This is a genomic window from Escherichia albertii (genome assembly GCF_028622335.1).
Taxonomy (GTDB): Bacteria; Pseudomonadota; Gammaproteobacteria; order Enterobacterales; family Enterobacteriaceae; genus Escherichia; species Escherichia albertii.
Map to the genome: position 1 here is coordinate 348,894 of NZ_CP117568.1, position 22,123 is coordinate 371,016.

Here is a 22,123-nt window from a genome sequence, read left to right on the forward strand (position 1 = left end):
ATCAAGTAATGGTGGTGGGGGAAGGATGACTCAGCGCTGCGCGCTTCGCCCTGCGGGTCGTTGCCTGCGGCAACGCTCTCTCGCTGGCGCTCGAGTCGAACCTTAGTCGAAGCTTCTCGTCCTTCCCCGCATAGGCAGAATATTCAATTACGGATTTGTTTGGGAAATTCAGGGATTTTTGAAAATGATGGTGGTGGGGGAAGGATGACTCAGCGCTGCGCGCTTCGCCCTGCGGGTCGTTGCCTGCGGCAACGCTCTCTCGCTGGCGCTCGAGTCGAACCTTAGTCGAAGCTTCTCATCCTTCCCCGTATAGGCAGAATATTCAATTACGGATTTGTTTGGGAAATTCAGGGATTTTTGAAAGTGATGGTGGTGGGGGAAGGATTCGAACCTTCGAAGTCGATGACGGCAGATTTACAGTCTGCTCCCTTTGGCCGCTCGGGAACCCCACCAGGGGTAATTCAAATTTTGAGATAATGCTTGAGATGGTGGTGGGGGAAGGATTATTCGTCGCTTCGCACCTCACCCTTCGGGCCGTTGCCTGCGGCAACGTTCTCTCGCTTTTGCTCGAGTCGAACCTTAATCGAAGGTTCTCACCCTTCCCCGATGAGTGCAAACTTTAACAATCTCACCGAAGTTACCACATCGCTGTGATGAATAATGGTGGTGGGGGAAGGATTCGAACCTTCGAAGTCTGTGACGGCAGATTTACAGTCTGCTCCCTTTGGCCGCTCGGGAACCCCACCACGGGGTAATGCTTTTATTGGCCTGCTCCCTTAGCGGGAAGCGGGGCGCATCATATCAAATGACACGCCCCTGTAAAGTGTTACGTTGAGAAAAATGAACTGGTTGCGTAATTTTCATCCGTAACGGATTAAAGGCAACCAGTTCTTTTTGCTGGTGATTAAAGAATAATCGTCCGGTTGCCGTAAACAAAGACCCGCTGTGCCAGTACCTGGTAAAGCGCGCGGCTTAATACGTTTTTCTCGACGTCACGACCTGCGCGCATCATGTCTTCAGCGGTGTAGGTGTGATCAACGTGAATAACGTCCTGCATAATGATTGGGCCTTCATCCAGATTATCATTCACATAGTGAGCCGTGGCGCCAATGATCTTAACGCCGCGCTCATACGCTTGGTGATACGGACGTGCGCCGATAAATGCTGGCAGGAATGAATGGTGAATATTGATAATTTTATTCGGGAAGCGTGCCACGAATTCCGGCGTTAATACACGCATATACTTCGCCAGCACCACGTAGTCAGGTTGATAAGCGTCGATAGCATCCGCCATCTTCTGATCGTGTTCGTTGCGGCTTAATCCTTCATGACTCACCAGTTCAAACGGAATATCAAAACGTTCCACCAAAGAGCGTAAAGTATCGTGGTTACCAATAACTGCCGCGATTTCCACATCCAGTCCGCCATAATTGGCTTTCATCAGCAAATCACCAAGGCAATGCGCTTCTTTCGTGACCAGGATAACAATTCGACGACGGCCAGCGGGAGTCAGCTCCCGAACGGAACCTTCCGGCAGTGCGCTATCGAGATCCGCTAACAACGTGGTGTCATTAAAAATACCTTCCAGTTCCGTACGCATAAAAAAGCGCCCGGTACGATGATCAACAAATTCATTGTTCTGCACGATATTTAACTCGTGCTTGTAGCAAATATTGGTAATACGCGCGATCAGACCTTTTTGATCCGGGCAAATAGTACGTAAAACTTTTCGTTGGAGTGAATGCATTGCTGGAAAAACCTTGTTGAGAGTGTTTGCTTAACCGTACTGTCAACCATTATTGGCCGCAGCACTTTTTAAATTTTTTACCTGAACCACAAGGGCAGGGGTCGTTGCGGCCAAATTGCGGACGTGTACCGTCAATATAGTACCATTGACCGTTTTCTTTCAAAAATCGCGAGCGCTCAATGATTGCGCCGCTTTTACCCCGCTCGGCAAAACGTGCGACAAAACTGACATATCCCACGTTATCGCCTTCGTGGTATGAATGCTCAAATACGGCTAACCCCAGCCATTCGGTATGTGCAAATCCTGCCATTAATTCGGCACGTAACGCTGCCGCGCCACAGGATGGATGCCAGGTTTTAATTAAATAATCTGCGTCCTGCATCACAAAAGCGCAGTAACGCGAACGCATGAGATGTTCTGGATCAGGTGCGACCTTTTCACCAGACACATAAGGGTGGCAACATAGGCTATACTCGACAGCACTACCACAGGGACAAAGCTGAGACACAAATAATCTCCCTGGAAACAATAACGGCGCATTAACGGCCTGAGTTGCATTATGTTAACCGAGCAGTAGCGATGTGGCTACGGCTGCATTCCAGGGGAAGCCTTCAGGAACAATGAGAAAGATAAAAATAGGGCTGGCGCTAGGATCTGGCGCCGCGCGAGGATGGTCGCATATTGGCGTCATTAACGCGCTAAAAAAAATGGGCATTGAAATTGATATTGTCGCAGGATGTTCAATCGGTTCACTCGTGGGCGCAGCCTATGCATGTGATCGCTTATCCGCGCTGGAAGAGTGGGTAACCTCTTTTAGCTATTGGGATGTTTTACGGTTGATGGATCTCTCCTGGCAGCGTGGTGGTTTGTTGCGCGGTGAACGCGTATTTAATCAGTACCGCGAAATTATGCCCGTAACAGAGATCGAAAATTGCTCACGTCGCTTCGCTGCTGTCGCCACTAATTTAAGTACGGGGCGAGAATTATGGTTTACTGAGGGCGATCTCCATCTTGCGATTCGCGCATCATGCAGTATTCCTGGTCTGATGGCTCCTGTCGCTCATAACGGCTACTGGCTGGTTGATGGGGCTGTTGTTAATCCGATTCCTATTTCCCTCACGCGTGCGATGGGCGCTGATATCGTGATTGCGGTCGATCTTCAGCACGATGCTCATTTAATGCAACAAGATCTCCTTTCATTTAATGTCAGTGAAGATAACGGCGAGAGTGAAGACTCTCTTCCGTGGCACGCGCGTCTGAAAGAAAAATTAAGCAGTATTACGACGCGTCGGGCAGTGACAGCACCAACCGCAACAGAGATTATGACTACCTCTATCCAGGTGCTGGAGAATCGCCTGAAAAGAAATCGCATGGCGGGGGATCCGCCAGACATACTGATTCAACCTGTTTGTCCACAGATTTCTACGCTCGATTTTCATCGTGCACATGCAGCCATCACTGCGGGACAACAAGCGGTTGAGAAGAAAATGGATGAGCTTTTACCGCTGGTGCGAACCAACGTTTAACCTGATTTTTTATCTACACTTAAGTTAATTCTGACAGGCACTGATGGCAATAGCATGCCACTATTGATAAAAGCCAGTCAGGGGAGAGAACATGACGCAGCCATTGATCGGAAAACAAATCCTCATTGTTGAGGATGAGCCAGTCTTTCGCTCGCTTCTGGATTCATGGTTTTCCTCTTTGGGAGCAACAACAGTACTGGCATCTGATGGGGTGGATGCCCTGGAAATGTTAGGTGATTTCACGCCCGATCTGATGGTATGTGATATCGCGATGCCAAGAATGAATGGTCTTAAACTTCTGGAACATATACGCAGCCGGGGCGATCAAACGCCTGTTCTGGTGATATCCGCAACGGAAAATATGGCGGATATTGCCAGAGCGTTACGTCTGGGAGTGGAAGATGTTTTGCTGAAACCGGTTAAAGATCTGAATCGCCTGCGCGAGATGGTTTTTGCTTGCCTTTATCCCAGTATGTTTAATTCCAGAGTTGAAGAAGAAGAACGCCTTTTTCGTGACTGGGATGCCATGGTTGATAACCCCACGGCTGCCGCGAAATTACTGCAAGAATTACAACCGCCGGTCCAGCAGGTGATTTCCCATTGCCGTGTTAATTATCGCCAACTTGTCGCGGCAGATAAACCGGGGCTGGTGCTTGATATTGCACCACTTTCGGACAATGATTTGGCGTTTTATTGTCTTGATGTGACTCGTGCAGGGCATAACGGTGTCCTTGCCGCCTTATTATTACGTGCACTGTTTAATGGCTTATTACAGGAACAACTTACGCACCAAAATCAGCGATTGCCTGAGTTGGGGGCGTTATTGAAGCAGGTAAACCATTTACTGCGTCAGGCCAATCTACCGGGTCAGTTTCCGCTATTAGTCGGCTATTATCATCGGGAACTGAAAAATCTCATTCTGGTTTCCGCAGGGCTGAATGCAACGTTAAATACGGGCGAACACCAGGTGCAAATCAGTAACGGCGTACCTTTAGGAACATTAGGTAACACCTATCTGAATCAATTAAGCCAGCGCAGTGAGGCCTGGCAATGCCAAATTTGGGGAACGGGCGGTCGGCTACGACTGATGTTGTCTGCAGAATGAGCAAACGAATGGGTTGTCTAAAAATGCCTTACCTGCTATTGACCGCTGGTGGTACTATCGTCGCCATTCGTTTAAGTATTTGTCTTATTTATGCTAACTCGTATTCATTTCAGGGCTTAGCTCAGTTGCGGTACTGATATACTCGAATACGATAAAGATATATGAACACGTTCAATACTCGAACAGTCCAGGAGAATTTAAATGGCTGCCATTAATACAAAAGTCAGAAAAGCCGTTATCCCCGTAGCGGGATTAGGAACCAGGATGTTGCCGGCGACTAAAGCTATCCCGAAAGAGATGCTGCCGCTTGTCGATAAGCCATTAATTCAATACGTCGTAAACGAATGCATTGCTGCTGGCATTACGGAAATAGTGCTGGTTACTCACTCGTCTAAAAATTCTATTGAAAACCACTTCGATACCAGTTTTGAACTGGAAGCTATGCTGGAAAAACGTGTAAAACGCCAGTTGCTTGATGAAGTACAGTCTATTTGTCCTCCGCATGTCACTATTATGCAAGTTCGTCAGGGACTGGCTAAAGGTCTGGGACATGCGGTATTGTGCGCGCATCCTGTTGTTGGCGACGAACCTGTGGCTGTTATTTTGCCTGACGTTATTCTGGATGAATATGAATCTGATTTGTCGCAGGATAATCTTGCCGAGATGATTCGCCGCTTTGATGAAACCGGGAATAGCCAGATTATGGTAGAACCCGTTGCTGATGTGACTGCTTATGGTGTAGTGGATTGCAAAGGTGTTGATTTAGCGCCGGGTGAAAGCGTGCCGATGGTGGGTGTTGTAGAAAAACCGAAAGCAGATGTGGCACCGTCTAATCTTGCTATTGTTGGTCGTTATGTCCTTAGCGCCCAAATCTGGCCTCTGCTGGCAAAAACGCCTCCGGGAGCTGGTGATGAAATTCAGCTCACCGATGCAATTGATATGCTGATCGAAAAAGAAACGGTCGAAGCCTATCATATGAAAGGGAAGAGCCATGATTGCGGCAATAAATTAGGTTACATGCAAGCCTTTGTCGAATACGGTATTCGACATAATACGCTGGGTACTGAATTTAAAGCCTGGCTTGAAGAAGAGATGGGCATTAAGAAGTAAACCCATTACAGCATTTTACGTAACGGCATTGAGCAATCGATGCCGTTTTTTTATAGTTTATTCTTATTGAATTGTCTTAAAGCGGACAATAAAAAATCCCGCCAATGGCGGGATTTTAAGCGGTTGCAATCTAAAAAAGATTATTGCTGGATCAGGAAATCGTCGAGAGATTTACCTTGCTCGTCCATTGCTTTTTTGATTACTGCCGGAGTACGGCCCTGGCCGGTCCAGGTTTTAGTTTCGCCGTTTTCGTCAACGTAGCTATATTTCGCCGGACGTTGTGCACGTTTAGCTTTAGTGCCAGATTTAACAGCAGCCATGCTATTCAGCAGTTCGTTCGGGTCAATACCGTCAGCGATCAGCATTTCACGATATTGCTGCAGTTTACGAGTACGTTCTTCAACTTCAGCAGCCGCCGCGCTTTCTTCTTCGCGACGCTCGTTAACAACGACTTCTAATTTTTCCAGCATTTCTTCCAGCGTTTCAAGCGTACATTCTCTTGCCTGTGCACGAAGAGTACGGATGTTGTTCAGAATTTTAAGTGCTTCGCTCATTGTAGTAATCTCAAACTTATATTGGGGTGGTTTGTTGAGGTAATAATAGAGCCTTAAATTCAGTTGTGCAATAGCCAGGAATGTAATGAATTCAAAATTGTTCTTTATTTTGTGCCTGCAATTAATATCTCATCTTAAAATTAGTCAGAAAACATGCGGCATAAAGCCCTATTTGTCCTGGCGATTACTCATCATCTCAGGTTTAAACTTCCTGATTCATGTCACATTTTATGGGGCATTAACATCCATTGACTGCTGTTTGGCCTTCTGTATTAGTCGTGTTTACAAAAATCGCCTATTAAGCGAAAGCTGAAAAGTAGAGCAGTCACAATAAGCGCAGGGATTTCGTTTTGCTGTATCCGGGAACTCTATGGGGAGCTATTACTTGCGCAACAGGTTAAAGATTGTGAATAGTTACCTGGAGTCATTTACGCGTTTATAACAAGAGGAAACGCCGTAATGATAGCTCCGAAGGATTATGCCAGCCTTCTTAAAGGATGATGTATATACCACTTCTGTGCGCACTGTTGATCTGTAAAACTGACGAATTATGATAAACTCCCGCCAACTTTATTTCATATCGTTGAGGGTCTGTGGCTGATGGCACAGCTATATTTTTACTATTCCGCAATGAACGCGGGTAAGTCTACGGCATTGTTGCAATCTTCATACAATTATCAGGAACGCGGCATGCGTACTGTCGTATATACGGCGGAAATTGATGACCGTTTTGGGGCAGGAAAAGTCAGCTCGCGTATAGGATTGTCATCACCTGCAAAACTATTTAACCAAAATTCATCATTATTTAATGAGATTCGTGCTGAACATGAGCGGCAGGCAATTCATTGTGTTCTGGTTGATGAATGCCAGTTTTTAACCAGACAACAAGTATATGAATTATCGGAGGTTGTCGATCAACTCGATATACCCGTACTTTGTTATGGCTTACGTACTGATTTCCGCGGTGAATTATTTACTGGCAGTCAATACTTACTGGCCTGGTCTGACAAACTGGTTGAATTAAAAACTATCTGTTTTTGTGGCCGCAAAGCGAGCATGGTGTTGCGACTCGATCAGGAGGGAAGACCATATAACGAAGGCGAGCAGGTCGTTATTGGTGGTAATGAGCGTTACGTGTCAGTATGTCGAAAACATTATAAAGAGGCGCTAAACATTGGCTCTTTGACGGCTATTCAGGAAAATCATCGTCACGCCTAATTAACTCCTCATTACTGGCAGGGTAAATGATGCGCTCTTATCCTGCCAGCCTGTTCTACTAACTTCTTCCGAAACTCAATCCGTTTACCCCGCTTAATCACTCCCAAAAGCGATACTGAGTGCTTTTAGCGTTACGAAACCTGGTTACCGACGAATCAGGGGGAGTTGCAGGATATTGCTATAAATGGGCTTTATTTATCTTCTCAGACATGATGGATGCTAATGCTGTCTGATCTTTTGCTTTTGAATGGCCCAACGATGTAGCGTATGCCAGAAATGAAAAACGGCCCAAAAGGGCCGTTTGTAATGTTTTACAGTGTTACTGATTAAGCGGATTTTTTCGCTTTTTTCTCAGCTTTAGCCGGAGCTGCTTCTTTGGCTACTGTTGCACCTTCTACATAATCACGACCATAGTAGGTATCCAGCAGGATCTGTTTCAGCTCGGAGATCAGCGGGTAACGCGGGTTAGCGCCGGTGCACTGATCATCGAATGCATCTTCAGACAGTTTATCAACGTTAGCCAGGAAGTCCGCTTCCTGAACGCCAGCTTCACGGATAGATTTCGGAATACCCAGTTCAGCTTTCAGCGTTTCCAGCCATGCCAGCAGTTTTTCGATCTTAGCAGCAGTACGGTCGCCCGGTGCGCTCAGACCCAGATGGTCTGCAATTTCAGCATAACGACGGCGTGCTTGCGGACGGTCGTACTGACTGAATGCAGTCTGCTTAGTCGGGTTATCGTTCGCATTGTAGCGAATGACGTTACAAATCAGCAGGGCGTTCGCCAGACCGTGCGGAATGTGGAACTGGGAGCCCAGTTTGTGCGCCATTGAGTGACATACACCCAGGAAGGCGTTCGCGAACGCGATACCCGCGATAGTTGCCGCACTGTGAACACGCTCACGTGCTACCGGGTTTTTAGACCCTTCGTGGTAAGACGCTGGCAGATATTCTTTCAGCAGTTTCAGAGCCTGCAGCGCCTGACCATCAGAGAACTCAGAAGCCAGTACAGAAACATAAGCTTCCATGGCGTGGGTTACTGCGTCCAGACCACCGAAAGCACACAGAGACTTCGGCATATCCATAACCAGGTTGGCATCAACAATTGCCATATCCGGGGTCAGTGCATAGTCTGCCAGCGGATATTTCTGACCCGTTGCGTCGTCAGTTACAACGGCAAATGGAGTTACTTCAGAACCAGTACCGGAAGTGGTAGTGACGGCGATCATTTTCGCTTTCACACCCATTTTCGGGAACTTGTAGATACGTTTACGGATATCCATAAAGCGCAGCGCCAGTTCTTCGAAGTGAGTTTCAGGATGTTCGTACATAACCCACATAATCTTCGCGGCATCCATCGGGGAACCACCACCCAGCGCGATAATTACGTCTGGTTTGAAGGAGTTCGCCAGCTCTGCGCCTTTACGCACGATGCTCAGAGTCGGGTCAGCTTCTACTTCGAAGAAGACTTCAGTTTCAACGCCAGCCGCTTTCAGTACGGAAGTGATCTGGTCAGCATAACCGTTGTTGAACAGGAAGCGGTCAGTCACGATGAGCGCACGTTTGTGGCCATCAGTAATCACTTCATCCAGCGCGATTGGCAGAGAGCCACGGCGGAAGTAGATAGATTTCGGAAGTTTATGCCACAACATGTTTTCAGCTCGCTTAGCAACGGTTTTCTTGTTGATCAGGTGTTTTGGACCAACGTTTTCAGAGATGGAGTTACCACCCCAGGAACCACAACCCAGAGTCAGGGAAGGTGCGAGTTTGAAGTTATACAGGTCACCGATACCACCCTGAGAAGCTGGGGTGTTGATCAGGATACGGGCAGTTTTCATTTTCTGACCGAAGTAGGCAACGCGTGCCGGCTGGTTATCCTGGTCGGTGTACAGGCAAGAGGTATGACCGATACCGCCCATAGCAACCAGTTTCTCTGCTTTCTCTACCGCGTCTTCGAAATCTTTCGCACGGTACATTGCCAGCGTTGGGGACAGTTTTTCATGTGCGAACGGTTCGCTTTCATCAACAACGGTCACTTCACCAATCAGAATCTTGGTGTTTTCTGGTACAGAGAAGCCTGCCAGTTCAGCAATTTTATATGCTGGCTGACCAACGATAGCCGCATTCAGCGCGCCGTTTTTCAGGATAACGTCCTGAACCGCTTTCAGCTCTTTGCCCTGTAAAATGTAGCCGCCGTGAGTTGCAAAACGTTCACGTACTGCGTCATAGACAGAATCAACGACAACAACAGACTGTTCAGAAGCACAGATTACGCCGTTGTCGAAGGTTTTGGACATCAGTACGGATGCAACAGCACGTTTGATATCAGCGGTTTCATCGATAACAACCGGAGTGTTACCTGCGCCTACGCCGATTGCTGGTTTACCGGAGCTGTATGCTGCTTTAACCATGCCAGGACCACCGGTCGCGAGGATCAGGTTGATATCTGGGTGGTGCATCAGCGCATTGGACAGTTCAACGGAAGGTTGATCGATCCAGCCGATCAGATCTTTCGGCGCGCCGGCAGCGATAGCAGCCTGCAAAACGATATCAGCCGCTTTGTTGGTGGCATCTTTTGCACGCGGGTGCGGGGAGAAGATAATGGCGTTACGAGTCTTCAGGCTGATCAGCGATTTGAAGATAGCGGTTGAAGTTGGGTTAGTGGTCGGAACGATACCGCAGATAATACCGATGGGTTCAGCGATGGTGATAGTACCGAAAGTGTCGTCTTCAGACAGAACACCGCAGGTTTTTTCATCTTTATAGGCGTTGTAGATATATTCAGAAGCGAAGTGGTTTTTAATCACTTTATCTTCAACAATACCCATGCCGGATTCGGCAACAGCCATTTTCGCGAGTGGGATTCGAGCATCTGCAGCAGCCAGAGCGGCGGCACGGAAGATTTTGTCTACTTGCTCTTGAGTGAAACTGGCATATTCACGCTGGGCTTTTTTTACACGCTCTACGAGTGCGTTAAGTTCAGCGACATTAGTAACAGCCATAATGCTCTCCTGATAATGTTAAACTTTTTTAGTAAATCATCTGCTCGAATACGAGAGTATAGTCAGTGCGATGATGATTTGCTTAACTGATGAAAATCAAAAGCTTACTCGCGCTCACACTCACTGTGATTTACTAAAAGAGTTTAAACATTAGAGACATTCATCTCTAATGCGTCACTTCCAGGTGGCGTACGCAAGATTACTCACTTCTGGGTACTTATTACGTGATCTAAATCAAATTTCCGCAAAGCTGACACCTTTCAGCTCCGCTTTTAGCCATAATAGCTAACAGTTAATAAATTGTAGTATTTATTGTTGGCTACATTAGCATGTTTTGCACAACTAGATAACAATAATGAATGATAGCAATTTTAAGTAGTTAGGAGGTGAAAAATGCTGTCAAAAGGCGTATTGTCAGCGCGTATTTTTACCCTTTTTTATGGCTAACATTATCCGGCTTTCGCTTCGGAGCTAACCGTGATTCAGACCCTTTTTGATTTTCCCGTTTACTTTAAGTTTTTCATCGGGTTATTTGCGCTGGTCAACCCGGTAGGGATTATCCCTGTATTTATTAGTATGACCAGCTATCAGACGGCGGCAGCGCGAAACAAAACCAATTTGACGGCCAACCTGTCGGTAGCGATTATTTTGTGGATATCGCTTTTTCTTGGCGACACGATTCTGCAGCTTTTTGGTATTTCGATTGATTCGTTCCGCATCGCCGGCGGCATCCTGGTCGTGACAATTGCGATGTCGATGATCAGCGGTAAGCTCGGCGAGGACAAACAGAACAAGCAAGAAAAATCAGAAACAGCGATCCGGGAGAACATTGGCGTGGTGCCATTGGCGCTGCCTTTAATGGCGGGGCCGGGAGCGATCAGCTCAACCATCGTTTGGGGGACTCGTTATCACAGCATTAGCTATCTGTTTGGTTTCTTTGTGGCAATAGCGCTGTTCGCTCTATGTTGCTGGGGATTATTTCGTATGGCGCCGTGGCTGGTTCGGGTTTTGCGTCAGACAGGTATCAACGTGATTACGCGTATTATGGGGTTGTTGTTGATGGCGTTGGGTATTGAATTTATCGTCACAGGCATAAAGGGGATTTTTCCCGGTCTTCTCAATTAATTCCTTTCGAATGAAAAACGGAGCCATTGTGCTCCGTTTTTTTCGTCATTATTTTTACTTTTACGTGAATTTTTTATCGAAAACAAAAGGAATGGATAACTAAATTTTTCCTGTTTTACATATAGTTATAAGACTATCCTTACCTGATGACTTTCGTCATCATGTTATTTTCAACACATCATAATCTTGGGCTTGCTGAAGAATAATTGAAATGATATTAGTAATTCCATTGTCGTTGGCAGAGGAAAGTGCTAAACAATAATTAATTGTTAAATTATTGTGTATTTTCTGTCAAGGTGGTAACCAGAGAAAACACCACGGCTTGTTGAGTTCATAGTGTGCTGATTCAAAAGAGTTTTTACTAAGATTCTCCTGCGCGTATAGATTCTGGTTCTATCAAAAAAGAGAAATGCTTAACAATTTTGTAGAATGTATTGGCGAGCAAGATGTGCTTTTGGTAATTTTCGGCCAATCATCTGGCGACAATTTATTGTTAATGAGAATAATTAACAATAAAGGTCGTTGAAAAAATAATGCGTCTCGACAGGGGAGGCGCGTAAGAATCGACATAAGGTGATCATCTGAATCACCAGAATAAATAAAGTCGGTGATAGCAATCTGTAACAATAAAACAACCTGGCAGCGAAAGTCTCCGAGTCTGTACAGGGATCCCAATTCGGGATTACACATGCTGGTAAAAGCCAGTAATTATAATGAGGGAGTCCAAAAAACAATGACCAACATTACCAAGAGAAGTTTAGTGGCGGCAGGCGTTATGGCTGCGCTTATGGCAGGGAATGTCGCACTGGCGGCTGATGTACCCGCAGGTGTAACGCTGGCGGAAAAACAAACTCTGGTGCGCAACAACGGTTCTGAAGTGCAGTCGTTGGATCCGCACAAAATTGAAGGTGTACCGGAATCAAATATTAGCCGTGACTTGTTTGAAGGTTTGCTGGTAAGCGATCTCGATGGTCACCCGGCGCCAGGCGTTGCAGAATCCTGGGATAATAAGGATGCTAAAGTCTGGACGTTCCATCTACGCAAAGATGCGAAATGGTCCGATGGTACGCCAGTTACAGCACAAGACTTTGTATATAGCTGGCAACGTTCTGTTGATCCAAATACGGCGTCTCCCTACGCAAGCTACCTGCAATATGGTCACATCGCCAATATCGATGACATTCTTGAAGGGAAAAAACCAATTACCGATCTCGGCGTAAAAGCTGTCGATGACCACACATTAGAAGTCACCTTAAGTGAACCGGTTCCGTACTTCTATAAGTTGCTTGTTCACCCATCAACGTCTCCGGTGCCAAAAGCCGCTATTGAGAAATATGGCGAAAAATGGACTCAACCTGGCAATATCGTCACCAACGGCGCCTATATATTAAAAGATTGGGTTGTTAACGAACGTATCGTTCTTGAGCGCAGCCCGACTTACTGGAACAATGCGAAAACGGTAATTAACCAGGTGACCTATTTACCGATTGCTTCTGAAGTTACCGATGTTAACCGCTACCGTAGTGGCGAAATCGACATGACTTATAACAACATGCCGATCGAACTGTTCCAGAAACTGAAAAAAGAGATCCCCAACGAAGTTCACGTTGATCCGTATTTGTGCACCTACTATTACGAAATTAACAACCAGAAGCCGCCATTTAATGATGTGCGTGTGCGTACCGCACTGAAACTGGGTATCGACCGCGATATCATCGTTAATAAAGTCAAAGCACAGGGCGATATGCCTGCTTATGGTTACACCCCGCCATATACTGATGGCGCAAAATTGACTCAACCGGAATGGTTTGGCTGGAGCCAGGAAAAACGTAACGAAGAAGCGAAAAAACTGCTGGCTGAAGCGGGTTATACCGCAGATAAACCGTTAACGATTAACCTGCTGTATAACACATCAGATTTGCACAAAAAATTGGCTATTGCCGCCTCTTCTCTGTGGAAGAAAAACATTGGCGTGAACGTCAAGCTGGTTAATCAGGAGTGGAAAACCTTCCTCGACACCCGTCACCAGGGAACTTTTGATGTGGCCCGTGCTGGCTGGTGTGCCGACTATAACGAACCGACTTCCTTCCTGAATACCATGCTGTCTAACAGTTCAATGAATACCGCGCATTATAAGAGCCCGGCGTTTGACAGTATTATGGCGGAAACGTTGAAAGCTACTGACGAAGCGCAACGTACGGCGCTGTACACGAAAGCAGAACAACAACTGGATAAAGACTCGGCCATTGTTCCTGTTTATTACTATGTGAACGCGCGTCTGGTGAAACCGTGGGTTGGTGGTTATACCGGTAAAGATCCATTGGATAACACCTACACCCGAAATATGTACATTGTGAAACACTAATGGCAATACGTGGGGCAGGAGAGTCCTGCTCCACGGTGTCTGATTTTTATCGCATTACAGAAGGCACAGGCCAGAAGGTAGGGCAATGTTAAAATTTATTCTACGTCGCTGTCTGGAAGCGATTCCGACGCTATTTATCCTCATTACTATTTCGTTCTTTATGATGCGTCTCGCTCCGGGAAGTCCTTTTACCGGAGAACGTACATTACCGCCAGAAGTGATGGCCAATATTGAAGCGAAATATCACCTAAATGATCCGATCATGACGCAGTATTTCAGTTATCTGAAACAACTGGCGCATGGCGATTTTGGCCCTTCTTTTAAATATAAAGATTATTCGGTCAATGATCTGGTTGCATCCAGTTTCCCGGTTTCCGCAAAACTCGGGGCCGCTGCATTTTTCCTTGCGGTGGTACTGGGCGTTAGCGCAGGTGTTATTGCCGCTTTAAATCAAAATACTAAATGGGATTACACGGTCATGGGACTGGCGATGACTGGGGTGGTTATCCCCAGTTTTGTAGTTGCGCCATTATTAGTGATGATATTTGCGATCATTTTGCACTGGTTACCCGGCGGTGGCTGGAACGGCGGGGCGCTGAAATTCATGATCCTGCCGATGGTCGCTTTATCACTGGCTTATATCGCCAGTATTGCGCGTATTACCCGTGGTTCAATGATCGAAGTTTTACACTCTAACTTCATTCGTACCGCACGCGCGAAAGGCTTACCTATGCGACGCATTATTTTCCGTCATGCATTAAAGCCTGCGTTGTTGCCCGTGCTCTCTTATATGGGACCCGCATTCGTCGGCATTATTACCGGCTCTATGGTGATTGAAACCATTTATGGTCTACCGGGTATCGGGCAGTTGTTTGTTAATGGCGCATTGAACCGTGATTATTCGTTGGTCTTAAGCCTGACCATTCTGGTTGGGGCGTTGACCATTCTGTTCAATGCCATTGTCGATGTACTGTATGCGGTTATCGACCCGAAAATTCGTTACTGATACTGGAGCTCGCGATGATGTTAAGTAAGAAAAACAGCGAGACGCTGGAAAATTTCAGTGAAAAGCTGGAGGTCGAAGGCCGCAGTTTATGGCAGGACGCGCGTCGACGTTTTATGCATAACCGCGCAGCTGTCGCCAGTCTGATTGTGCTGGTGCTTATCGCGCTGTTTGTGATTCTGGCGCCAATGCTTTCACAGTTTGCCTATGACGACACCGACTGGGCGATGATGTCCAGCGCCCCGGATATAGAGTCCGGTCACTATTTTGGTACTGACTCTTCTGGCCGCGATCTGCTGGTACGCGTAGCAATTGGTGGTCGTATCTCATTAATGGTCGGTGTTGCTGCAGCGCTGGTGGCAGTGGTCGTCGGTACGCTTTATGGTTCACTTTCTGGCTATCTTGGCGGCAAGGTGGACTCAGTGATGATGCGTTTGCTGGAGATCCTGAACTCTTTCCCGTTCATGTTCTTCGTCATTCTGCTGGTTACATTCTTTGGTCAAAACATTCTGTTGATCTTCGTGGCTATTGGCATGGTTTCCTGGCTTGATATGGCGCGTATTGTACGCGGGCAGACACTTAGTCTGAAACGTAAGGAATTTATCGAAGCGGCGCAGGTCGGCGGTGTATCTACCAGTGGTATCGTCATTCGTCACATTGTCCCTAACGTGCTCGGCGTCGTGGTGGTTTACGCATCGCTGCTGGTGCCAAGCATGATTCTCTTTGAATCATTTCTTAGCTTCCTTGGACTGGGCACACAGGAGCCGTTAAGTAGCTGGGGCGCATTGCTTAGCGATGGCGCGAATTCGATGGAAGTCTCGCCATGGTTGCTGCTGTTTCCGGCGGGTTTCCTTGTAGTGACGCTGTTTTGTTTCAACTTTATCGGCGATGGCTTGCGTGATGCCCTCGACCCGAAAGATCGCTAAGGAGTGCAACTATGAGCGTAATTGAAACGGTAACTGTACCGCTCGCACAGCAACAGACTGATGCACTGCTGAACGTGAAAGATTTACGCGTCACTTTTAGTACGCCGGATGGTGACGTAACGGCAGTCAATGATTTGAATTTTTCTCTGCGCGCCGGAGAAACGCTGGGGATCGTCGGAGAGTCAGGTTCAGGGAAATCGCAAACTGCATTTGCCTTAATGGGGCTGTTAGCCGCTAACGGGCGGATAGGGGGATCAGCAACTTTTAATGGTCGCGAGATCCTCAATTTGCCTGAACGTGAGCTCAACAAACTGCGGGCTGAACAAATCTCAATGATTTTTCAGGATCCGATGACCTCGTTAAACCCGTATATGCGCGTCGGCGAGCAGTTGATGGAAGTGTTGATGCTGCATAAGAGCATGAGTAAGGCTGAAGCGTTTGAAGAGTCGGTACGAATGCTTGATGCGGTGAAAATGCCGGAAGCGCGTAAACGTATGAAGATGTTTCCCCACGAATTTTCTGGTGGTATGCGTCAGCGTGTAATGATTGCGATGGCGCTGTTATGTCGACCTAAATTGCTGATTGCCGATGAGCCGACAACTGCGCTGGATGTGACCGTACAGGCACAGATCATGACCCTGTTGAACGAACTGAAACGGGAATTTAATACTGCCATCATTATGATCACCCACGATCTGGGCGTGGTGGCGGGTATCTGTGACAAAGTACTGGTGATGTACGCCGGGCGAACGATGGAATATGGCAACGCTCGTGATGTCTTTTATCAGCCCGTTCACCCTTATTCTATCGGTTTGCTTAATGCCGTACCGCGTCTTGATGCGGAAGGTGAAACGATGTTGACCATTCCGGGTAATCCGCCAAACCTGCTTCGTTTACCAAAAGGATGCCCGTTCCAGCCGCGTTGTCCGCATGCGATGGAAATTTGTAATAGTGCGCCGGCGCTGGAAGAGTTCACTCCTGGCCGTCTGCGTGCCTGCTTTAAATCGGTGGAGGAACTGTTATGACTGCTGTTACTGAAGGACGAAAAGTCCTCCTCGAAATCGCCGACCTGAAAGTGCACTTTGAAATTAAAGATGGCAAACAATGGTTCTGGCAACCGGCGAAAACGCTGAAAGCAGTCGATGGCGTGACGCTTCGGCTGTATGAAGGGGAAACATTAGGCGTCGTAGGGGAATCCGGTTGCGGTAAATCTACCTTTGCTCGCGCTATTATCGGTCTGGTTAAAGCCACCGATGGTCGTGTTGCGTGGTTAGGTAAAGAGCTGTTGGGGATGAAGCCTGATGAATGGCGAGCCGTTCGCAGCGATATCCAGATGATTTTCCAGGACCCGTTGGCGTCGCTGAACCCACGTATGACCATTGGTGAAATCATCGCAGAACCGTTGCGTACTTATCATCCCAAAATGTCGGGCCAGGAAGTCCGCGATCGCGTGAAGGCGATGATGATGAAAGTCGGTTTGTTACCCAACCTGATAAACCGCTATCCACATGAATTTTCCGGCGGTCAATGTCAGCGTATCGGTATCGCACGTGCACTTATTCTTGAACCAAAACTGATTATTTGCGATGAACCCGTTTCGGCGCTGGATGTTTCGATTCAGGCGCAAGTGGTGAATTTGCTACAGCAATTGCAGCGTGAAATGGGGCTGTCGCTGATCTTTATTGCCCACGATCTGGCAGTGGTAAAACATATTTCCGATCGTGTACTGGTCATGTATCTCGGCCATGCGGTGGAGCTGGGGACGTATGATGAGGTTTACCACAATCCTCTGCATCCCTACACCAAAGCGTTGATGTCGGCAGTGCCGATCCCTGACCCGGATCTGGAAAAGAACAAAACTATCCAGTTGCTGGAAGGGGAATTACCCTCGCCAATTAATCCGCCATCTGGATGTGTGTTCCGCACCCGTTGCCCGATTGCCGGACCTGAATGTGCCAAAACGCGTCCGGTGCTGGAGGGAAGCTTCAGACATGCCGTCTCGTGTCTGAAAGTTGACCCGTTGTAATACACCGACAGGCCGGCATGTTGCTGGCCTTTTTTTACCAGGGAGGGTATCAGTGGCAGAGTTCATTGCAGGCTATCGGCAACGGGTTTACCATTTTCTTTTTGATCAGCACACAACAAGCGGACGACGCAGCGAGATTATTTTTGGGCTTCTTGCACTGCTTAGTGTTGGCGTGGTGTTTATCGAATCGGGGACAGGAATGCAGAATCCTTTACCCTATGAAGAATGGCATATTTATGTCTGGTCAGAACTATTCTTCACTTTCGTTTTTACTGTCGAGTATTTTCTGCGTGTTTTTAGTTTTCCAGCTCCAGTACGGTATATTTTCAGTTTTTGGGGATTTATCGATCTGGCTACTATTCTTCCGTTGTATGTTCTATGGTTTTGGCCGGAAATTGGCGCTAATTATTTGTTCGCCTGGCGTGCAATGCGCGCGATACGTGCGTTGCGTATCCTGAGGCTTTTACGTTTTATGCCCGCATTAAACAGCTTGTGGGTGGCAATATATAACGCCCGACACCAGTTGATTCTGTTTTATTCTTTCATTGCTATTGTTCTGATTGTCGCCGGCACATTAATGTATGCCGTTGAAGGTGCGACAAACGGGTTTAACTCACTTGGCACATCTGTTTACTGGGCTATTGTGACGGTCACTACGGTGGGATATGGCGATATTACGCCGCATACCGATGCGGGCCGGATAGTGGCATCGATGTTAATTTTGATTGGTTACTCTGTGATTGCTATTCCAACCGGCATTATTGCCGCCCAGTTAACCAGCGAACTGGAACAGAGTAAGAAGCAACGACGTTGTTCAAAGTGCAATACGCAGCATCATGCGCTGGACGCCAGATATTGTCGGATATGCGGAAATTCACTGATGACGGAAAAATAAAGACCAGGAAAGCCGGATGGTGTCGATAACGCCACCATCCGTAAGCAAAGATTACTTTCGCCAGATGATATGACAGAGTTTGTGATCTTTTTCGCGACACAACAGAATGCGGGCGAAAATATTGTTAATTTCGCCATCTTCACTGTCCGCCAGACCAATGACCACTTCAGCAAAAAAATCTGGATTCAGGTCAAAATCAACATGCTCTTGCCAGTCTTCCGCCGGATCAAACAACTCTGCACCGCCGCGTTCCTCAAACTGAAGATTGAACAGCAGAATATCTGCCGGATCGAGATTATCTGCGGCCAGCTCGAGAAAAATATCGTAGGCCTGCTCAAGCGTTTCATCTTCAGTCAGGCGATTATTTAAGTCCATATCCATAGTCACTACCTGTTTAACATCTGTTGGGCACGTTTTACAGCAACGGGCTGAAGAAGTAAAACAGTCGTTCGGCAACGCGCTGCCAGAGTGGTCGTTTTACCCACAACCGCGCGTCGAGTAAACGTGAGCGTGAAATATAATCGTCCTGAACGGCGGCCAGATCGGCGCCAAAACCTTTATCGTCGATCGCCAGCGTGATTTCAAAGTTTAACCACAGGCTGCGCATATCAAGGTTAACGGTGCCGACCAGACTTAACTCGCCATCGACCAACACGCTCTTGGTATGCAATAACCCACCTTCAAACTGGTAAATTTTAACCCCTGCGGCCAGCAGTTCAGTAAAGAACGCGCGACTTGCCCAGCCGACCAACATTGAGTCATTTTTGCGCGGCAGGATGATACTGACATCCACTCCACGTTGCGCGGCTGTGCAAATCGCATGAAGCAAGTCATCGCTGGGAACGAAGTAGGGGGTTGTCATGATTAAGTATTCACGCGCCGAATAGGCGGCAGTCAGCAACGCCTGGTGAATCAGGTCTTCCGGGAAGCCCGGGCCGGAAGCGATGGTATGAATCGTATGACCGCTGACCTGCTCAAACGGCATAATATTGACATCTGGTGGTGGCGGTAGAATACGTTTCCCTGTCTCAATCTCCCAGTCGCAAGAGTAAATAATCCCCATCGCAGTAGCGATAGGGCCTTCCATGCGCGCCATCAGGTCGATCCATTGCCCTACGCCGGCATCCTGTTTGAAGAAGCGCGGATCGACCATATTCATGCTACCGGTATAGGCGATGTAGTTATCGATCATGATCATCTTGCGGTGCTGGCGCAGGTCCATGCGGCGTAAAAATACGCGCATCAGATTAACTTTTAAAGCCTCGACCACTTCGATACCTGCATTACGCATTAGCTCAGGCCATGGACTGCGAAAGAAAGCCACACTACCGGCGGAGTCGAGCATGAGCCGACAATGAATGCCACGTCGTGCGGCGGCCATCAAGGATTCGGCCACCTGATCCGCCATGCCGCCGGGCTGCCAAATATAGAACACCATCTCAATATTATGGCGCGCGAGTTGAATGTCGCGGATGAGCGCCTGCATCACATCATCAGACTCGGTCATCAGCTGTAATTGGTTGCCCTTTACACCCGCGATCCCCTGACGGCGTTCGCACAGTTTAAATAGTGGACCGGCGACGCTGCTATTTTCTTCGGCGAAAATATGCTTACAGGCTTTAAGGTCGTTAAGCCATTTTGCCGTGGATGGCCACATCGCTCTGGCGCGTTCGGCACGGCGTTTGCCCAAGTGGAGTTCACCAACAGCAAGATAGGCGATAATCCCGACCAACGGCAGAATGTAAATGATTAACAGCCAGGCCATTGCGGAGGGAACTGCGCGTCGTTTCATTAGAATGCGTAATGTTACGCCTGCAATGAGCAACCAGTATCCCAGAATGGCCAACCAACTCACCAACGTATAAACGGTTGTCATAGATTAGAAATCCTTTTGAAAGCGCATTGTTATGAGTTTACGCATATGGATTCATCTGGCAAATAAAAACGCGGGAAAAGCACTGGTCTGCATCGGGGGCGGGGGTATAATGACCACTCTGTTGTTGCATAGAGTAGTTAACATGAAGCGGAGTAGAACGGAAGTGGGGCGCTGGCGTATGCAGCGTCAGGCTAGCCGACGTAGATCGCGTTGGCTTGAGGGGCAATCGCGCCGAAATATGCGTATCCACAGCATCAGGAAGTGCATTCTGAACAAACAGCGTAACTCGCTATTGTTTGCAATCTACAATATCTGAATGATCCGGGCACCTTTCTGGTGCCCAATAAAATTGTCTGTCGCTCATTCTTCTCTATTGTTGATTATTTGCATTATTCACTGTGTTGCTGTCATCGTCGCCTTTTTCACTGAATATTCCGTGCCCGGAGTTAAGCAACATGGAGACGAGCATATCATTGTTAATCTCTTCGCCATTTAAAATACGCGCCAGAATTTCGCTGCCAAATAATTGCGGCGAAAGGATAATATCAGGGTGCACCATCTTAATCTTATTCAGGTTTTTGCTATCACTGACGGCAAGAACTGTTTTGACATCACTACTCATATCTTTTGCAGACAGTACCACAAACGCGTTATCGGCATCGTTATCGCTTAATGCCAGAATAGCGCGACAGTGATTAATGCCCGCTTTTTTTAACACTGAACTATCATTGCTGTCACCAGGGATAACATCGGCATTATCGCCCAATCGTTGTTCAAGTTGTTTAATATCATCTTCTGGCAAATTACTGATAACAGTGACATTTTGTCCGCGTTGATTCAGTTGCAGAATGGTGTTGATTGCCAGAATCGAATGTCCGCAAACGATAAAATGATCTTTACGATGCATCGTATGATTGTTTCCTTTTACAAGTTTGTTGAATCCACCGCGGATAAGCGGACCAAAAATAGAGGTCATGGAAGTTGCAAAAACGGTAATGCCGGAAATAATGACCGAAATAGTAAACAGGCGAGCTGTCTCAGAAACAGGGACGATATCGCCATAACCGACAGTCGACATGGTTTCTATTGAAAAATAGAATGCCGTCATCAGACTCTCTATTCTTGGATTAAAACCCTCACTTAAATAAAGTGCGCCGTAGGTAGAGTAAAACAATAACGTCGTGAAACTAATAAAGGCAAAAATGGTCCCGGCCGCCGCACTGCTGTGAGAGAAATCTTTGCGTAGTACCAGCAAAATCACCAGCGTAAAAATGCAAAAACCGATACTGAACTTCAACCAGGGATAGAAGTGCAGGGTGTAGATGAGTGTGATCAGCAATAAAATAATACTGATCGCCCACGCCAGTTTTGCCCGAAATAACAAGCCGATCGAGTTCAGAACGAGAAAAACACCGAGCATAAACAACGGTGCATTAGCCAGCAGAGAGAGGTCAAGCTCAGAAAATGCCTGAATATGGAAAACATCAAGCAGATTGACCGACATACCATAAATTGTTTTGAAAATAAGCAAGCCGTTCAGCAACACGGCCAGTGCGATAATATCGTGCCGCAGGGCCACCCATAAATTTATCGCTGTTTGTTTGAATGTAGCCCAGTGACTCACTGATACCTCTGTAACTGCAATTGT

20 protein-coding genes, 2 tRNA genes and 3 other RNA genes are annotated in these 22,123 nt (G+C 47.2%); 13 read left to right on the plus strand and 12 right to left on the minus strand.

Features of this window, described 5'->3' with window-relative positions:
- Positions 1–9: 9 nt before the first annotated feature.
- The 7 genes from PS053_RS01685 to PS053_RS01715 all read right to left on the minus strand — a co-directional run bounded on the left by PS053_RS01685 (position 10) and on the right by PS053_RS01715 (position 2,255).
- Positions 10–141: non-coding RNA, RtT sRNA (locus tag PS053_RS01685), on the minus strand.
- A 47-nt stretch (positions 142–188) separates the two neighbouring features.
- Positions 189–320, minus strand: a non-coding RNA gene (locus PS053_RS01690) — RtT sRNA.
- Positions 321–367: 47 nt separating this feature from the next.
- Positions 368–452 (minus strand) — tRNA-Tyr (locus tag PS053_RS01695).
- Between the two features lie 34 nt (positions 453–486).
- Positions 487–618: non-coding RNA, RtT sRNA (locus PS053_RS01700), on the minus strand.
- A gap of 43 nt (positions 619–661) precedes the next feature.
- Positions 662–746: transfer RNA gene (locus tag PS053_RS01705), tRNA-Tyr, on the minus strand.
- Positions 747–904: 158 nt separating this feature from the next.
- Positions 905–1,747: a formyltetrahydrofolate deformylase gene (purU, locus tag PS053_RS01710; protein ID WP_000555864.1), complete on the minus strand. Its 843-nt coding sequence runs from the start codon at positions 1,745–1,747 to the stop codon at positions 905–907.
- Positions 1,748–1,796: 49 nt separating this feature from the next.
- The gene (locus PS053_RS01715; RefSeq protein ID WP_042326249.1) at positions 1,797–2,255 is read right to left on the minus strand and encodes a YchJ family protein; all 459 of its coding nucleotides are present in this window, start codon (positions 2,253–2,255) and stop codon (positions 1,797–1,799) included.
- 112 nt (positions 2,256–2,367) lie between these two features.
- Here PS053_RS01715 and rssA point away from each other — a divergent pair, with 112 nt between their 5' ends.
- The 3 genes from rssA (at position 2,368) to galU (ending at position 5,488) form a co-directional block, all read left to right on the plus strand.
- Complete coding sequence (rssA, locus tag PS053_RS01720; RefSeq protein WP_010342443.1) at positions 2,368–3,273, plus strand: patatin-like phospholipase RssA; 906 nt, start codon at positions 2,368–2,370, stop codon at positions 3,271–3,273.
- Between the two features lie 91 nt (positions 3,274–3,364).
- Positions 3,365–4,378 (plus strand): two-component system response regulator RssB, encoded by a 1,014-nt coding sequence (gene rssB, locus PS053_RS01725; RefSeq protein ID WP_000193404.1) that lies wholly within the window; start codon positions 3,365–3,367, stop codon positions 4,376–4,378.
- 201 nt (positions 4,379–4,579) lie between these two features.
- On the plus strand, positions 4,580–5,488 hold the full coding sequence (gene galU / locus PS053_RS01730; protein ID WP_000719005.1) for a UTP--glucose-1-phosphate uridylyltransferase GalU: 909 nt from the start codon (positions 4,580–4,582) through the stop codon (positions 5,486–5,488).
- 140 nt (positions 5,489–5,628) lie between these two features.
- Here galU and hns read toward each other — a convergent pair whose 3' ends face one another.
- Positions 5,629–6,042, minus strand: coding sequence for a histone-like nucleoid-structuring protein H-NS (gene hns / locus PS053_RS01735; protein ID WP_001287386.1), 414 nt, complete (start codon positions 6,040–6,042; stop codon positions 5,629–5,631).
- Between the two features lie 600 nt (positions 6,043–6,642).
- Here hns and tdk point away from each other — a divergent pair.
- Positions 6,643–7,260 (plus strand): thymidine kinase, encoded by a 618-nt coding sequence (tdk, locus tag PS053_RS01740; RefSeq protein ID WP_010342439.1) that lies wholly within the window; start codon positions 6,643–6,645, stop codon positions 7,258–7,260.
- Between the two features lie 326 nt (positions 7,261–7,586).
- On the opposite strand, the gene adhE is transcribed toward tdk, so the two are convergent.
- The gene (gene adhE, locus PS053_RS01745; protein ID WP_000301633.1) at positions 7,587–10,259 is read right to left on the minus strand and encodes a bifunctional acetaldehyde-CoA/alcohol dehydrogenase; all 2,673 of its coding nucleotides are present in this window, start codon (positions 10,257–10,259) and stop codon (positions 7,587–7,589) included.
- Positions 10,260–10,652: 393 nt separating this feature from the next.
- Here adhE and PS053_RS01750 point away from each other — a divergent pair, with 393 nt between their 5' ends.
- From PS053_RS01750 to PS053_RS01785, 8 genes are all read left to right on the plus strand, one after another.
- Positions 10,653–10,706 (plus strand): hypothetical protein, encoded by a 54-nt coding sequence (locus tag PS053_RS01750; protein ID WP_212741659.1) that lies wholly within the window; start codon positions 10,653–10,655, stop codon positions 10,704–10,706.
- Between the two features lie 30 nt (positions 10,707–10,736).
- Positions 10,737–11,384: an NAAT family transporter YchE gene (gene ychE, locus PS053_RS01755; protein ID WP_000616768.1), complete on the plus strand. Its 648-nt coding sequence runs from the start codon at positions 10,737–10,739 to the stop codon at positions 11,382–11,384.
- Between the two features lie 733 nt (positions 11,385–12,117).
- Complete coding sequence (gene oppA / locus PS053_RS01760) at positions 12,118–13,749, plus strand: oligopeptide ABC transporter substrate-binding protein OppA (RefSeq protein WP_024164896.1); 1,632 nt, start codon at positions 12,118–12,120, stop codon at positions 13,747–13,749.
- A gap of 85 nt (positions 13,750–13,834) precedes the next feature.
- Positions 13,835–14,755, plus strand: a complete 921-nt coding sequence (oppB, locus tag PS053_RS01765) for an oligopeptide ABC transporter permease OppB (protein WP_000911115.1) — start codon at positions 13,835–13,837, stop codon at positions 14,753–14,755.
- 14 nt (positions 14,756–14,769) lie between these two features.
- Positions 14,770–15,678 carry an oligopeptide ABC transporter permease OppC gene (oppC, locus tag PS053_RS01770; protein WP_000979655.1) on the plus strand — a complete coding sequence of 303 codons (909 nt, stop codon included), beginning with the start codon at positions 14,770–14,772 and terminating at the stop codon, positions 15,676–15,678.
- Between the two features lie 11 nt (positions 15,679–15,689).
- On the plus strand, positions 15,690–16,703 hold the full coding sequence (gene oppD, locus PS053_RS01775) for a murein tripeptide/oligopeptide ABC transporter ATP-binding protein OppD (protein WP_000110973.1): 1,014 nt from the start codon (positions 15,690–15,692) through the stop codon (positions 16,701–16,703).
- On the plus strand, positions 16,700–17,704 hold the full coding sequence (oppF, locus tag PS053_RS01780; RefSeq protein WP_000127844.1) for a murein tripeptide/oligopeptide ABC transporter ATP-binding protein OppF: 1,005 nt from the start codon (positions 16,700–16,702) through the stop codon (positions 17,702–17,704). The genes oppD and oppF overlap by 4 nt, the downstream gene beginning before the upstream one ends.
- A gap of 52 nt (positions 17,705–17,756) precedes the next feature.
- Positions 17,757–18,599 (plus strand): potassium channel family protein, encoded by an 843-nt coding sequence (locus PS053_RS01785; protein ID WP_000807277.1) that lies wholly within the window; start codon positions 17,757–17,759, stop codon positions 18,597–18,599.
- Positions 18,600–18,650: 51 nt separating this feature from the next.
- Here the strand turns inward: PS053_RS01785 and PS053_RS01790 are convergent, their stop codons facing one another.
- Both PS053_RS01790 and cls read right to left on the minus strand, forming a co-directional pair.
- On the minus strand, positions 18,651–18,980 hold the full coding sequence (locus PS053_RS01790; RefSeq protein ID WP_000366956.1) for an HI1450 family dsDNA-mimic protein: 330 nt from the start codon (positions 18,978–18,980) through the stop codon (positions 18,651–18,653).
- A gap of 34 nt (positions 18,981–19,014) precedes the next feature.
- Positions 19,015–20,475, minus strand: coding sequence for a cardiolipin synthase (gene cls, locus PS053_RS01795; RefSeq protein WP_000214524.1), 1,461 nt, complete (start codon positions 20,473–20,475; stop codon positions 19,015–19,017).
- A 142-nt stretch (positions 20,476–20,617) separates the two neighbouring features.
- Here cls and PS053_RS01800 point away from each other — a divergent pair, with 142 nt between their 5' ends.
- Complete coding sequence (locus PS053_RS01800) at positions 20,618–20,791, plus strand: YciY family protein (RefSeq protein ID WP_123057730.1); 174 nt, start codon at positions 20,618–20,620, stop codon at positions 20,789–20,791.
- Positions 20,792–20,845: 54 nt separating this feature from the next.
- Here the strand turns inward: PS053_RS01800 and kch are convergent, their stop codons facing one another.
- Entirely contained in the window at positions 20,846–22,099 is a 1,254-nt protein-coding gene (gene kch, locus PS053_RS01805) for a voltage-gated potassium channel protein (protein WP_000020075.1), read from the minus strand.
- Positions 22,100–22,123 lie beyond the last annotated feature (24 nt).

What these genes read in the sequence shown, in the direction of transcription:
- purU (WP_000555864.1), bottom strand. Translation starts at nt 1,747, where the DNA reads ATGCATTCACTCCAACGAAAAGTTTTACGTACTATTTGCCCGGATCAA.
- PS053_RS01800 (WP_123057730.1), top strand. Translation starts at nt 20,618, where the DNA reads ATGAAGCGGAGTAGAACGGAAGTGGGGCGCTGGCGTATGCAGCGTCAG.
- cls (WP_000214524.1), bottom strand. Translation starts at nt 20,475, where the DNA reads ATGACAACCGTTTATACGTTGGTGAGTTGGTTGGCCATTCTGGGATAC.
- rssB (WP_000193404.1), top strand. Translation starts at nt 3,365, where the DNA reads ATGACGCAGCCATTGATCGGAAAACAAATCCTCATTGTTGAGGATGAG.
- PS053_RS01790 (WP_000366956.1), bottom strand. Translation starts at nt 18,980, where the DNA reads ATGGATATGGACTTAAATAATCGCCTGACTGAAGATGAAACGCTTGAG.
- oppC (WP_000979655.1), top strand. Translation starts at nt 14,770, where the DNA reads ATGATGTTAAGTAAGAAAAACAGCGAGACGCTGGAAAATTTCAGTGAA.
- oppA (WP_024164896.1), top strand. Translation starts at nt 12,118, where the DNA reads ATGACCAACATTACCAAGAGAAGTTTAGTGGCGGCAGGCGTTATGGCT.
- tdk (WP_010342439.1), top strand. Translation starts at nt 6,643, where the DNA reads ATGGCACAGCTATATTTTTACTATTCCGCAATGAACGCGGGTAAGTCT.
- oppF (WP_000127844.1), top strand. Translation starts at nt 16,700, where the DNA reads ATGACTGCTGTTACTGAAGGACGAAAAGTCCTCCTCGAAATCGCCGAC.
- oppB (WP_000911115.1), top strand. Translation starts at nt 13,835, where the DNA reads ATGTTAAAATTTATTCTACGTCGCTGTCTGGAAGCGATTCCGACGCTA.
- oppD (WP_000110973.1), top strand. Translation starts at nt 15,690, where the DNA reads ATGAGCGTAATTGAAACGGTAACTGTACCGCTCGCACAGCAACAGACT.
- adhE (WP_000301633.1), bottom strand. Translation starts at nt 10,259, where the DNA reads ATGGCTGTTACTAATGTCGCTGAACTTAACGCACTCGTAGAGCGTGTA.
- hns (WP_001287386.1), bottom strand. Translation starts at nt 6,042, where the DNA reads ATGAGCGAAGCACTTAAAATTCTGAACAACATCCGTACTCTTCGTGCA.
- galU (WP_000719005.1), top strand. Translation starts at nt 4,580, where the DNA reads ATGGCTGCCATTAATACAAAAGTCAGAAAAGCCGTTATCCCCGTAGCG.
- rssA (WP_010342443.1), top strand. Translation starts at nt 2,368, where the DNA reads ATGAGAAAGATAAAAATAGGGCTGGCGCTAGGATCTGGCGCCGCGCGA.